We start from the raw sequence: 14,106 nt of genomic DNA, 5'->3' as shown, positions 1-14,106 counted from the left end.
GGATCACAATTGTCCCTAACGATGCAGGATATGACAGCCCAACTCAATATGTGACTGAATATAAGTGGAAAAAAAAGCGAAAAAAAAATGCGCAACGCCCCCTTTTGGCGAAAGAACAGGTGACGCTCAGATCAGAGTAATAACGACATTCCTGTCATACAGGACAACATAAATAATGCATCTCCGAAGGGGGAATTAACGTTATAAACTCCTGATTATTCTCTCTTAACGTCATCATTTCGTTAACCCCGCGTTTTACAATAAAACCCCCCCCTGACTTCCTGAAAATATACGTCACTGACGCGGGCTTTTAAAAAAGTGTAATACGCTTGCCCATTAGTAAAATGACTAATAAGGAAGATCAGAATAACGGATAAAAAATATAAGATGGGCAATGCCGGGTATATACGAAGCAGATCAACCACGACCCCCTCTGACCTGACCAGAAAACTCAGGCCTCAGATCTTCGCGAACGGCGAAAATAGCCGGCATTATTCCCATTTGCCTTATCACTTCCACCCACCTCCTAAGGCTGCCATCAGCTGTACGCTGGTCACCCATTGCGTACTCTGTAACGTCAATGCACTCTGCTGCTGGCTCAGACTGGTATTCTCCGTTGTGGCGACATCCAGATAGTCGATCATCCCGGCCTGATACTGATTAAGCGTTACCCGTGCTGACGCCTGAGCCGACGCGGCGGCACGTGTCTGAGCCTGCATTTCAGCCTCAAAGGTATGAAGCGCCACCAGGGCGTTTTCTACCTCTTCAAAGGCGGACAGCACGGTCTGTCGATAGCTGGCAACATCAGCGTCATAGGCGGCTCTTGCCTGCTCCACCTTCGACGAGGTCGCACCAAAATCCAGCAGGGTTCCGCTCAGCTCTGGCCCCAGCGACCAGACACGATTGGGCAAGCTCAGCAGATGACGGAAGCTGGCACCTGAATAGCCGGCGCTGGCGCTGAGAGTCAGGTCCGGGAAATAACCGGCAATCGCCACGCCCACCGCCGCATTCGCCGCCGCCACGGTACGCTCCGCCTGAGCGATATCAGGACGGCGCTGAAGCAAATCCGCAGGCAGCGCATGGGGAATAGCAGGCAACGTGGCCTGCAAGGGTGCCACTGCCAGGCTGAACGCTGCCGGGGGTTGCCCCGTCAGCACGGCAATCGCATGTTCAAGCTGGGCACGCTGCCAGCTGAGATCCAGCGCTGAAGCGCGCGCGCTCTCCAGCTGGGTTTCCGCCTGGGCCAGCGTGCCGCGCGATTCACTGCCCGCCTGGTATTTGTTGTTAATCACCGTCAGATAACGCTGATAAGCGGCCACGCTTTTCTCATACAGCGCAATGCGCTGGTCGAGGATACGCAGCTGGAAATAGTCCTGCGCCAGCGTCGACTGAGCGCTGAGGGTCATGTTCGCCAGTGCGGCGGCGCTGGCACTGGCACTGGCGCGGTTCTCTTCCAGCGTGCGGCGCAATTTACCCCAGATATCCAGCTCCCAGGAGGCCGACGTCTCCAGCGAGTGACTGTTGCCGGTCGCAGCCCCGCTTCCACTGCTGCTGGCGGTGCCGCTGCGTGTCGAACTGCCGGTGGCCGTCACGGTCGGAAACAGGTCACTTCGCGATCCCGCAGCCAGCGCCTGCGCCTGCCGGTACTGCGCCTCATACTGAGCGACGTTCTGATTCGAAATTTTTACCAGGCGCAACAGTCCGTCCAGGGTGCTGTCGTGGTAAACCGCCCACCAGTCACCTTTGCTGATCTGATCCTGAGGTTCGGCCTGCTGCCAGCCTCGGGCTTCTTTGTAATAAAGTGACGTCGGCGTCGTCGGACGCTGGTAATCCGGGCCAACGGTACAGCCGCTTATCAGCAAAGCCAGCATAAAGGGAGTAATTTTATTCATCATCATCAGGTTAATCAGCATGACGCAGACGTTGCCACGCGTGTTTTGTGGCACGACCGACGCGGTCAAGATAGAGGTACACCACCGGGGTGGTGAACAGGGTAAGTAACTGGCTCAGGGCGAGACCGCCGGCAATAGCCAGCCCCAGCGGACTGCGCAGATCGGCATCGCCACCGCTGCCAAGCGCCAGCGGTAACGCGCCAAAGAATGCCGCCAGCGAGGTCATCATAATGGGCCGGAAGCGCATCAGGCAGGCCTGAGTAATCGCCTGTTGGGGTGTCATTCCCTGCTTACGCTCGGCGGCCAGGGCAAAATCGATCATCATAATCGCGTTCTTTTTGACAATGCCTGCCAGCAGCAGAATACCGATCAGCGCGATCACTGTCAGTTCCGTTCCGGTGAGCAGCATCAGCAGCAGGGCGCCAACCCCGGCAGAGGGCAGCGTGGAGAGGATGGTCAGCGGGTGAATATAACTTTCATACAGCATCCCCAGCACGATATAGACGGCAGCCAGCGCCGCGAGGATCAGCCACGGCATTGACGCGCTCAGTTCGGCAAACGCCTGCGCCGTTCCGGCAAACCCCGCCTGAATGGTGTCTGGCAGGCCGATTTTTGCCATCGCGGTTTTCACCGCAGCCTGCGCCTGTTCCAGTGAGGCGCCGTCCCGCAGGTTAAAGGCAAGGGTGCTGGTGGCCGACTGTCCCTGATGATTAACCGATAGCGGGGCATTACTGCCGCTGATGCTGGCAAAGGCCGACAGCGGAATACGTTCGCCGCTGTCATTGACGACAAACAGCTGATTCAGCGTCTCCGGGTCGCGCGTCCAGGCCGGGCTGAGTGACATCACCACGTGGTACTGGTTGAACGTTTTGTACAGGGTGGCCACCTGACGCTGACTGAAAGCATTATTCAGCATGTCATCCAGCATCTGCACGTCCACCCCCAGGCGGGTGGCACGATCGCGGTCAAGGGTGATCATCACTTCCTGCCCGCCGGTCTGCGAGTCAGCATCCACACTGGTCAATAGCGGGATCTGTTCCAGCGCCGCTTTCACTTTCGGCGTCCAGATGCGCAGGGCATCAAGATTGTCCGCCTGCAGGCTGTACTGATACGAAGCGTTAGCACTGCGACCGCCAATATGCAGATCCTGCGCCGCCATCAGAAACAGCTCTACGCCGGGGACAGTCCGCGTTTTGCCGCTGAGACGGTTGGCGACTTCGCTGGCGCTAGCATCACGCTTGTCAAAATCTTTCAGATGCACGAAAAACATCGCGGTATTGTGTGAGCCAAATGCGCCACTGCCCATCGAGGAGATCACGCCATCTACCGCCGGATCGGCTTCGATCATGTTGGCGAACGCTTTGACCTTCGGTTCCATCGCCTGGAAGGAGATGTTCTGATCGGCGCGCATCATCCCCATCAGCAGACCGGTATCCTGATTTGGAAAGAACCCTTTTTGCACCACCGAATACAGAAACAGGTTGAGGAGCACCGTCAGCAGCAGGCTGAACAGCGTCAGTCGCTGGTGGCGCATCACCCACGCCAGCGCAGCGGCATAGGCCGCCAGCAGACGGTTCAGACCATTTTCAACCCACTGATACAGAGGATGCGGGCGCACCGTTACCGCCGGTTTACGTCTCAACAGGCGCGAGCAGAGCATCGGCGTGAGGCTGAGTGACACCAGCATCGAGATAACCAGCGAGGCGGTCAGCGTAACGGCAAATTCGCGAAACAGGCGGCCTACGATGCTGCCCATCATCAGGATCGGGATAAACACCGCCACCAGCGACAGCGTCATCGACAGCACGGTAAAACTCACCTCCTGTGCACCTTTAATCGAGGCGCGAACCGGACTGAGCCCCTCTTCGATATAGCGGGTGATGTTTTCCAGTACCACGATGGCGTCGTCCACGACAAAGCCGGTGGCGACGATCAACGCCATCAGAGACAGGTTATCCAGGCTGTAGCCGCACAGAGACATGACCGCACAGGTGCCCATCAGCGACACCGGCAGTGCCAGCGCCGGTATAATCAGCGCGCGCCCATTGCGCAGAAAGACGAATACCACACCGATCACCAGCAGTATGGCGATCAGCAGTGTCTCTTCCGTTTCATAGAGGGAGGCACGCACGTTGGGCGAGCGGTCAACCACTATCGTCAGTTTCACGTCCGCAGGGAGATCGCTTTGTATCAGCGGCAGCCGGGCTTTAATGCCATCGATCGTCTCCAGCATATTGGCCCCGGCCGAGCGCGTGACACCAATAGTGACCGAGGGCGATCCGTTATAGAATCCGGCGCTGTAGTTATCCTCGACTGCATCATAGACGTGGGCGACATCGCTGAGATGAATCGCGCGGCCGTTACGGTAGCTGATCACCAGCTGACGATACTGGCTGGCGTGATCGAGCTGGCCGTTACCGTCCACCATCCAGGACTGGTTTTTTCCCTCCAGCCTCCCTTTCGGCAGGTTGGTGGTGCTGTCAGCAACCGCTTCCCGCACGCTGTCCAGTGACACGCCGAACTGGGTTAACAGCTGCGGTTGCAGGTCAATACGCACCGCCGGCAGGGCGCTACCGCGCAGCGAAACCTCCCCCACCCCCGCCACCTGGGCGACTTTCTGCTTGATTTTACTGTCAGCCAGATCGTACAGCTCGGCGCTGGTCCGGGTGGTGGATGACAGTGCCATCATCAGTACCGGCGCATCAGACGGGTTTGCCTTCTGATAGGTCGGTAACGACGGCATACTGCCGGGCAGCAGGCTGCGCGCGGCGTTGATGGCCGCCTGCACATCGCGCGCGGCACCGTTGATATCGCGATCGAGGGCAAACTGCAGAGTAATATTGGTTGAGCTCTGCGCACTCTCCGAGGTCATTTCAGTGATACCGGCAATCTGCCCCAACGCACGCTCCAGCGGTGTCGCCACCGTGGCAGCCATGGTCTCCGGACTGGCTCCGGGCAGATCCGCCGACACCATAATGGTCGGAAAATCCACGGTTGGCAGCGGTGCCACCGGCAGCAGGCGATAGCCCAGCGCCCCGACTAACACCAGGGCCAGCGTCAGCAACAGCGTGGCCACCGGACGAAAAATAAACCAACGAGGGAGACTCATTCACGCCCCCGGGCAACCTGACGGCGCAGATAGCGTTTCGAACGCTGTGACAGTCCGTCAAACCACAGGTAGATCACCGGCGTGGAGAACAGCGTCAGCACCTGGCTGAAGATCAGACCGCCCACGATCACCAGCCCCAACGGCTGACGTAGTTCAGCCCCCGAGCCGGAGGCCAGCATCAGCGGCATTGCGCCCAGCAGCGCCGCCATGGTGGTCATCAGGATCGGCCGAAAGCGCAGCAGACAGGCCTGGTGGATCGCCTCCCGTGGACTGAGGTGCTGGGTTTTCTCTGCCTCCAGCGCAAAGTCGATCATCATAATGGCGTTCTTTTTGACAATACCGATCAGCAGGATCACCCCGATCAAGGCGATCAGGCTGAACTCCGTATCGGCCAGCATTAACGTCAGCAGAGCCCCCACCGCTGCCGAAGGCAGCGTCGACAATATGGTCACCGGATGAATAAAGCTCTCGTAGAGGATCCCCAGCACCCCATACATGGTCAGTAGCGCGGCGAGGATCAGCCACAGCGTATTTCCGGTGGCGCGCTGAAAAGCGGCAGCTTCCCCCTGGTAGCGCAGCGTCACCGACGGCGGCATCGCCAGCGAGGTCGTGACGTCGCTTACCGCCTGCTGTGCCTGCGCCAGTGAATAACCGGCGTTCAGATTGAACGACACCGTCACCGCCGGGAACTGGTTCAGACGCATCTGCACCAGCGAACCGGTACGCAGGTGGATACTCGCCACTGACGTCAGTTTTACCAACCCGCTGACACTGCTGCTGGAAGAAGTGTCAGACGTGGACGTCGATGTGTTGCTGCTGGCTGAGGGTTGCAACCAGATATTATCGAACGAGGCCGGAGACTGCTGGAATGCCGGAGCCACTTCCAGCACCACGCGATACTGATTTGACTGGGTAAATATCGTCGAAATCAGACGCTGGCCGAAGGCGTTATACAGCGCAGTGTCAACGTCCAGTGCCGTAATACCGAAGCGTGCGGCGGCATCACGGTTGAGCTCGACGTAAGCCACCTGCCCCTGATCCTGCAAATTACTGACCACCGAGCTGAACTCGGGACGCTGCCGCAGCGCGCTGACCAGTTTCGGTGACCAGGTCACCAGGTTCTGGCTGTCCGCATCGTCCAGCGTAAACGGGTAGCGGTCCGGCGTCACCTGGTCGTTCACCGTCAAATCCTGTGCGGATTGCAGGTAAAGCGCGATGCCCGGCACGCCCGCAGTTGCCTGCCGGAGTTGTGCAATGACGCTATCCGCACGTTTATCTCGCTGGTCAAACGGTTTGAGGTTGATCTGCAGGCGGCCACTGTTGAGGCTGGTATTGCTGCCGTCAATGCCCACCGTCGAGGAGAGGCTCGCGACAGCCGGGTTTTTTAAAATGATCGCCGCCAGCTGCTGCTGCCGTCGCGACATCTCTTTAAATGACACCTCCTGCGAGGCTACCGTCACCCCCTGGATCAGCCCGGTGTCCTGGGACGGAAAGAAACCTTTCGGCACCAGCAGATAAAGCAGCCCGGTGAGCAGCAGCGTGGCCAGCGCGACCAGCAGGGTCACACGCTGATGGTTGAGAACCACAGTCAGCAGGCGATCGTACCCGGCCACCAGCCGGTCAAAAAATTTGCCGCCCTGACGATAGAAGCGTGTCTGACGGTTTTCAGGAATAGCGCGCAGCAGCGTCGCGCACAGCATCGGCGTCAGCGTCAGCGACACCAGCAGGGAGACCAGGATCGACACTGCCAGCGTAATGGCAAATTCGCGGAACAACCGCCCGACCACATCCCCCATAAACAGCAGCGGGATCAGCACCGCTATCAGAGAAAAAGTCAGTGAAATAAGGGTAAAACCGATCTGCGCCGAGCCTTTCAGTGCCGCTTCCAGCGGGCTTTCCCCCCTTTCCAGACGGCGGGAGATGTTCTCCACCACCACAATGGCATCGTCAATCACAAAGCCGGTGGCGACAGTCAGGGCCATCAGCGACAGATTATTCAGGCTGAAACCGGCCAGGTACATCACGCCAAAGGTACCGACCAGCGACAGCGGCACGGCGACGCTGGGGATCAGCGTCGCCGCCACGTTGCGCAGGAACAGGAAGGTCACCATGACCACCAGCGCAATTGACAGCATCAGTTCAAACTGCACATCGCTGATGGAGGCACGGATGGTCTGGGTGCGGTCAGAGAGAATAGTCACCCTGACACCGTCCGGGAGGGGCGCCTGTAACGTCGGCAGCTGTGCTTTAATGCTGTCCACCACCGTAATAACGTTCGCCCCCGGCTGGCGCTGCACGCTGATAATAATCGCCGGCTGGTTGTCAGCCCACGCCGACTGCCAGGTATTTTCTGCGGCTTCTTCGATGTGCGCCAGGTCGCGCAGGCGCAGCGCTGCGCCGTTTTTCCAGGTGAGGATCAGATTGCCGTATTCCGCCGCAGAGCGCAGCTGATCGTTGGCATCAATGCTTACCGAATGATACTGACCGTCAAATCCGCCCTTCGAACCGTTAACGTTGCTGTTACTGACCAGCGTATTGACGTCTTCCAGGGTCAGCCCGTGTGCCGCCAGCGCTTTCGGGTCCATCTGTATGCGGATAGCGGGCTGATGTCCACCCGCCAGGGTGACCATACCGACACCGGAAATCTGCGACAGCTTCAGGGCAATACGGGTGTTGACCAGATCCTGAACGCGGGTCAGGGGCAGCGTATCCGAGCTGGCGGCCAGCGTGATCACGGCACTGTCTGCCGGGTTGACCTTTTTATAGGTCGGCGGATTAGGCAGGTCGTCGGGCAGCAGGCTGTCGGCGGCGTTGATCGCGGCCTGCACTTCCTGTTCCGCCACATCAAGCGACAGGTCGAGTGAGAACTTCAGCGAGATCACTGACGATCCGCTGGCGCTGCTGGAGGACATCTGGCTCAGACCCGACATCTGTCCGAGCTGGCGTTCCAGCGGCGCCGTCACCGAGGAGGCCATGACGTCCGGACTGGCTCCGGGGTAGAGCGTGGTCACCTGAATCGTCGGGTAATCCACCTGCGGCAGCGCCGAGGTGGGAAGCGTGCGGTAGGCAAAAATACCGGAAATCAGCATCCCCATCATTAGCAGAATCGTGGCCACCGGGCGTTCGATGAAAATGCGCGACAGATTCATGGCACGTTCTTACCGGCGATAGCGGCGGCCGTCTCTTCCGCCGTCACCACGGTGACTTTGCTGCCATCGGTAAGGCGATCGATCCCTTCCGTCACCACCCGTTCACCTGCACTGACACCCTTAAGGATTGCCTGTCGCTCGCTGCCAAAGACCGGGCCGGTGGTGACAGCTTTCCGCTTCACCGTATTGTCTTTATTCACCACATAGACAAAGCTGCCATCACTGCTCAATTGCAGGGCCTGGCCGGGGATCACCGTAACCTGTTTCAGGGTGCCGGTTTGCAGGCGCAGGTTCACAAACTGATTCGGATACAGTGCCTCATCCCGGTTCGTAAACAGTGCTTTCAGCGCCACCGAACCGGTGCTGGTGTCGATCTGGTTACTGATAAACTGTACTTCGCCCTGCGCCAGTACGCTGCTGCCCTGCTGGTCAAAAGCGGTGGCAGGCAGCATCTGGTCATGGTGAAGCGCGGCCAGCAGTGAGGGGATATTGCTCTGTGGCACGCTAAAGGTTACCGCCGCAGGCTGCGTCTGGGTAATGGTCACCAGCCCGGTGGTTGAACTGCTCTGTACCATATTACCGGCATCCACCAGGCGCAGACCCACACGCCCGCTGATGGGGGCGGTAATACGCGCATATTCGATATTGAGTTTCGCTGCGTCAATCTGCGCCCGATCCGCGGCTACCGCCCCGCTGTACTGACCGACGGTGGCGGTCTGCGTATCGAGATCCTGACGTGCCAGCGAATCCTGCGAATAGAGTTTCTGGTAGCGCGAAAGCGTCAGCTGTGCGCTTTTTAGTAGCGCCAGATTCTGGTTGAGCTCGCCCTCATACTGCGCCAGTGTCGCCTGATAGCTGCGCGGGTCGATCTGGGCCAGTAGCTGCCCCGCCGCCACTTTCTGCCCCTCTTTGAAGTAAACGTGCGTTAACTGACCATCAACCCGGCTGGTGACCGTCACCGTGGCATTTGGGATCACCGTTCCCAGTGCATTGAGATAAACCGGCACATCGGCCAGCCCCACCGTACCGGTATGTACTGGCGTGGTCATTACCCCCCTCTGCCCCGCCCCGCCAGGCCCCCGCATTCCGCCGGGCGTTCCCGCAGCGGAAGGAGCCTGCGGCCAGAAACGCCAGATCAGCCCGGCAGCCATCAGTAGTATAATCAGGCAGAGAAACAGGATTCGCCGGGAGTGAGACGTCTTCGGGAGGTTCGCGGTCATGGCGTTAAGATCTTCAGGCTGCAGAAAAAAGATAAATGCGCCGGCATTGCCGGCGCGATCGGGATTCATCACCGTTCAGGTAGTCCCGAACAGCAAGACCATCACACGTTGTTGATAGTAATTCCCATTATCATCCAGTTGTCTGCAGAAATTCTATACTCAGAGCGTAAGCGTTTCGTAAGAACTGCAATATTCACTCTGTTTTCATCACGATTTCCAGCCACCTCCCAGCGCCTTATACAGCGTAATCTGCTGGTTGAGCTGCCCAAGATGCGTGGTGATCAGCGACTGCTGAGAGGCATACAGTGAGCGCTGCGCCACCAGCACGTTGAGATAGTTGTCCACACCTTCACGGTAGCGCACGTCAGCAAAACTGTAATTATGCAGATTTGCCGCTTCATCCAGCTGGCGCGCTCGCAATTCATCCTGGTAGGTTTCCTGCCCTGCCAGCGCGTCACCCACTTCTTTAAACGCCGTCTGGATGGTTTTTTCATAGTCTGCAATTTCAATGCGTTTTTGCAGTTTAGCGATATCCAGATTGGCCATATTCACCCCGCCGTCAAAGATCGGCAGATTGATACTCGGGCCAAAAGACCAGGCCGCCGTCCCGCCGGAAAGCAGATGGCTGAAGGTACTGGAAGTGGAGCCCCCTGCTGCGGTGAGCGAGATGCTGGGGAAGAAGGCGGCACGGGCCGCCCCAATGTTGGCATTGGCGGATTTCAGCGTATGCTCTGCGGCGATGATATCCGGGCGACGCGTCAGCAGATCGGACGGTAACCCGGCTGGCGTCGCCGGGAAGTGCCACGCTTTTTGCAAATGTGCACCCGCCATCAGATCCGGCGGAAGTTCAGTGCCCACCAGCAGTTTCAGGGCGTTAACGTCCTGTCGCACCTGACGACTGTAGCGGGCGATGTCGGCCTGTGCGGTACGAACCGAGGTTTCGGCCTGTACCAGATCCTGCTCGCTGGCCACGCCGCCGTCATAGCTGCGTTTGGTCAGGTTATAGGAGTCCTGCTGACTTTGTGCCGTATCCTGCGCCAGCTTCAGCAATTCATTATCCGCGCAGAGCGTAAGATAGCCCGATGCCACTTCCGCAATGAGGCTGATCTGCGTAGCCCGCTGCGTGGCCGCACTGGCCAGCCAGGCTTCCAGTGCCTGATCGCGCAGACTGCGCAGCCGGCCAAAGAAGTCCAGCTCCCAGGCCGTCACCCCAAGGCTGGTGTTCATCTGCCGGTAGGTGACCGATCCGCTGTTTTGTGTGCTGTAAAGGTTCCCCGGCAGATGTGTCACGTCATCACCACCGCTAAAGGCAACAGACGGCATCAGCGCAGCGCGGTCGATCTGCACCTGTGAACGCGCCACTTCAACGTTCAGTGCGGCGACGCGCAGATCGCGGTTATTGGCCAGCGCGCTGGCAATCAGCCGGTGCATCACCGGATCGGTAAAGAAGTTCTGCCAGCGGATATCCGCGCCGTTCCCGGCCCCTCCTGTTTTATTCTGACTGTCGTAATGTCCTGCCACCGGCAGTGCCGGGCGCTGATAGTCCGGCTCCATCGTACAGCCTGCCAGTATTATCGCCAGAGGCAACATGCCCAGAGAAAAAGCATTACGCATCATGTTCTTCAACCTCAGTTTTTGATTTTCTTTTACCGGCAAAACGCTGTGCGACCACAACGTAAAACATCGGAACAAAGAAGATGGCGAGGAAGGTGGCCGTGATCATCCCGCCTACCACGGCCGTCCCGATGGAGTGCTGGCTACCGGCACCGGCCCCATGTGAGATGGTGAGCGGCATGACGCCGAGCACAAAGGCCATCGATGTCATGATAATCGGCCGGATACGCAGTCTGGCTGCCTCCATTGCCGCCTCTACCAGTCCTTTGCCTTCGTTCTCATGCAGATCCTTGGCGAACTCAACAATCAGAATGGCGTTCTTGGCCGCCAGTCCGACGGTGGTCAGTAACCCCACCTGGAAGAAGACATCATTTTCCAGCCCGCGCAGCAGCACGGCCAGGATGGTCCCCAGCACGCCCATCGGTACGACCATCAGCACCGAGAACGGGATCGACCAGCTCTCATACAGCGCGGCCAGGCAGAGGAAGACCATCAGGATAGAGAGCGTATACAACGCAGGCGTTTGCGAACCCGACATCTGCTCCTCATAGGACAGGCCGTGCCACTGCACGCTAAAGCCTTTAGGCAGTCTGGCGGCGATCTCATTGACCGCCTTGACCGCCTCACCGGAGCTGTAGCCGGGCGCAGGGGATCCCATAATTTCCACTGCCGATACGCCATTAAAGCGTTCATAGCGTGGCGAGCCGTACTCCCATTTACCGCTGCCAAAGGCTGAGTACTGCACCATGTCACCGCTGGCGTTGCGGAAGTACCACTTATCCAAATCCTCCGGGGTGACGCGCGAACCCGCATTCCCCTGCACATAGACCTTCTTCACGCGACCGCCGTAAATGAACTGATTCACATAGTTGGAACCCCAGGCGGTGGAGAGCGTATCGTTGATATCGGCCAGGTTCAGTCCCAACGCCCTTGCGCGTTCATCGTCGATAATAAGATGGTACTGTGGTTCATCTTCCATCCCGTTAGGTCGGGTCGCGAACAGACGTTTATCTTTTGCCGCCATTGCCAGGAACTGATTACGCGCCGCCATCAGCGCCGCGTGGCCCTGGTTATTCACGTCCTGCAGGAAGAAGTCAAAGCCGGTGGCATTACCCAGCTCCATGACCGCGGGCGGTACCAGGGCAAACACTTTGGCGTCCTTCAGCGAAGCAAAATGCGCCATAGTGCGCTGCGCCAGTTTGGCCACGGTCTGATTGCTGTTACGCTGATCCCAGGGTTTAAGCAGAACAAAGGACATGGCGGTATTTTCCCCACGCCCGGCAAAACTGAATCCGTTCGGTGAAAATACGGAGCCCACTTCCGGTTCATTTTTCAGCAACCAGCTGCCGATGTTATTCAGCACCTCCTGCGTCCGTTCGCTGGAAGCATTCGCCGGCAGCGTTACCTGCATCATCATCACTCCCTGATCTTCATCCGGCAGGAAGGAGGTGGGCACGCGCGTGAACAGATACCCCGTGGCCACGACGATCCCCAGATAGATCAGCAGAAACAGATGACGTTTGGCGATCACGGCCCCGACGCTGTGGGTGTAACGCAGCGTGCCGGCATCAAATTTACGGTTGAACCAGCCAGCCATCCCGGTGTTTTTTTGCTCGGCGGAACTGGCTTTCAGTAAGGTGGCACACAGTGCTGGCGTAAAGATCATCGCCATCAGCACGGACAGTGCCATCGCGGAAACGATAGTGATCGAGAACTGGCGATAGATGACGCCGGTCGAACCGCTAAAGAAGGCCATCGGCAGCAGTACTGCCGACAGGACAAGGGCAATACCCAGCAGAGCCCCCTGGATCTGCTGCATGGATTTTATGGTCGCTGCTTTCGGATCGAGTCCCTCTCCGTGCATGACACGCTCGACGTTTTCCACTACCACAATCGCGTCATCCACCAGCAGACCGATGGCCAGCACCATACCGAACATCGTCAGAATGTTAATGGTGTAACCACAGGCCGCGAGGATACCGAAGGTGCCCAGCAGGACGACCGGCACCACCATGGTGGTGATCAGCGTCGCCCGCAGATTTTGTAAAAACAGCAGCATGACAAGGAATACCAGGGCGATCGCCTCAATCAGCGTTTTTACCACCTCTTTAATCGACGCACTGACCACCGGTGAAGTGTCATAGGGGAACTCAACTTTGACCCCTTCTGGCAGGTAGGGCTTGATATCATTGACGGTTTTGCGCACGTTGTCGATCGCATCCAGCACGTTACCCCCACTGGCGAGGCGAAGCGCAATCCCCACCGAAGGCACACCGTTGTACGTTGCGGAGATGCTGTAATCCTGCGGCCCCAGATCGACGCCGCCCACATCCCGCAGGCGTACCTGGGAACCATCAGGGTTCACTTTCAGCAGGATATTTTTAAACTGCGCCACCGACTGCAAACGCGTTTTGCCTACCACGGTGGCGCTGAACCGGGCACCACTTACCGTCGGTAAGCCCGCCAGCTTACCGCTGGAAACCTGCACGTTCTGCTGGCTGATGGCAGTGGTAATATCGCTGGGAACCAGCTGATATTGATACAGTTTTGCCGGATCCAGCCAGATGCGCATCCCGTACTCAGCCCCCATCACCATAAAGTCACCCACGCCGTTACTGCGCGCAATCGGATCCTGGAGTTTTGACACCATCAGGTCAGCAAGGTCGCCGTTGCTCAGATTAGGATTATTCGATGTCAGCGCGACAACCAGCATAAAGTTGGACTGGTACTTACGGATATTAATCCCCTGATTAACCACTTCAGTCGGCAGCTGCGACTCCGCCAGCGAGACTTTGTTCTGCACCTGAACCTGGGCGATATCCGGATCGGCCCCCTGGTTAAAGGTGACAATAATGGTGGCACTGCCGTCGCTGTTACTTTGCGATTCGATATAGCGCAGGTTATCCAGCCCGTTCAGCTGCTGTTCAATGACCTGTACGACGGTATTCTGCGTGGTTTCCGCGCTGGCCCCTGGGTAGGCAACCTGGACCGAAATGGCCGGAGGAGCAATGTTCGGATACTGGTTTACGGGCAGGTTGAGAATCGACAGTCCCCCGACCAGCATCACCACTATCGCAATGACCCAGGCGAAAATAGGGCGTTCAATAAAAAATGTAGACATC

General features: G+C 58.1%; 6 protein-coding genes. All 6 read right to left on the bottom strand.

Annotation, left to right across the window (positions count from 1 at the left end):
* Window positions 1-509: 509 nt before the first annotated feature.
* The 6 genes from K6L24_RS04150 to K6L24_RS04125 all read right to left on the bottom strand — a co-directional run bounded on the left by K6L24_RS04150 (window position 510) and on the right by K6L24_RS04125 (window position 14,105).
* Window positions 510-1,892, bottom strand: coding sequence for an efflux transporter outer membrane subunit (locus K6L24_RS04150; protein WP_187509550.1), 1,383 nt, complete (start codon window positions 1,890-1,892; stop codon window positions 510-512).
* Between the two features lie 10 nt (window positions 1,893-1,902).
* The gene (locus K6L24_RS04145; RefSeq protein ID WP_222681969.1) at window positions 1,903-5,001 is read right to left on the bottom strand and encodes an efflux RND transporter permease subunit; all 3,099 of its coding nucleotides are present in this window, start codon (window positions 4,999-5,001) and stop codon (window positions 1,903-1,905) included.
* Window positions 4,998-8,150 (bottom strand): multidrug efflux RND transporter permease subunit, encoded by a 3,153-nt coding sequence (locus tag K6L24_RS04140; protein ID WP_222681968.1) that lies wholly within the window; start codon window positions 8,148-8,150, stop codon window positions 4,998-5,000. Before K6L24_RS04140 ends, K6L24_RS04145 begins: the two co-directional genes overlap by 4 nt.
* Entirely contained in the window at window positions 8,147-9,370 is a 1,224-nt protein-coding gene (locus K6L24_RS04135; RefSeq protein WP_062744343.1) for an MdtA/MuxA family multidrug efflux RND transporter periplasmic adaptor subunit, read from the bottom strand. The genes K6L24_RS04140 and K6L24_RS04135 overlap by 4 nt, the downstream gene beginning before the upstream one ends.
* A 207-nt stretch (window positions 9,371-9,577) precedes the next feature.
* Complete coding sequence (locus K6L24_RS04130) at window positions 9,578-10,987, bottom strand: efflux transporter outer membrane subunit (protein ID WP_062744263.1); 1,410 nt, start codon at window positions 10,985-10,987, stop codon at window positions 9,578-9,580.
* On the bottom strand, window positions 10,977-14,105 hold the full coding sequence (locus K6L24_RS04125; protein ID WP_118663279.1) for an efflux RND transporter permease subunit: 3,129 nt from the start codon (window positions 14,103-14,105) through the stop codon (window positions 10,977-10,979). Before K6L24_RS04125 ends, K6L24_RS04130 begins: the two co-directional genes overlap by 11 nt.
* Between the last annotated feature and the right edge of the window lies 1 nt (window position 14,106).

The organism is Erwinia persicina (assembly GCF_019844095.1).
In the GTDB taxonomy this organism is placed as follows: domain Bacteria; phylum Pseudomonadota; class Gammaproteobacteria; order Enterobacterales; family Enterobacteriaceae; genus Erwinia; species Erwinia persicina.
This window is presented reverse-complemented; position numbering and strand designations above follow the sequence as displayed.

Excerpts from the sequence above, each read along its gene's own strand:
- K6L24_RS04150 (WP_187509550.1), bottom strand. The coding sequence starts at position 1,892 with ATGAATAAAATTACTCCCTTTATGCTGGCTTTGCTGATAAGCGGCTGT.
- K6L24_RS04145 (WP_222681969.1), bottom strand. The coding sequence starts at position 5,001 with ATGAGTCTCCCTCGTTGGTTTATTTTTCGTCCGGTGGCCACGCTGTTG.
- K6L24_RS04140 (WP_222681968.1), bottom strand. The coding sequence starts at position 8,150 with ATGAATCTGTCGCGCATTTTCATCGAACGCCCGGTGGCCACGATTCTG.
- K6L24_RS04135 (WP_062744343.1), bottom strand. The coding sequence starts at position 9,370 with ATGACCGCGAACCTCCCGAAGACGTCTCACTCCCGGCGAATCCTGTTT.
- K6L24_RS04130 (WP_062744263.1), bottom strand. The coding sequence starts at position 10,987 with ATGATGCGTAATGCTTTTTCTCTGGGCATGTTGCCTCTGGCGATAATA.
- K6L24_RS04125 (WP_118663279.1), bottom strand. The coding sequence starts at position 14,105 with ATGTCTACATTTTTTATTGAACGCCCTATTTTCGCCTGGGTCATTGCG.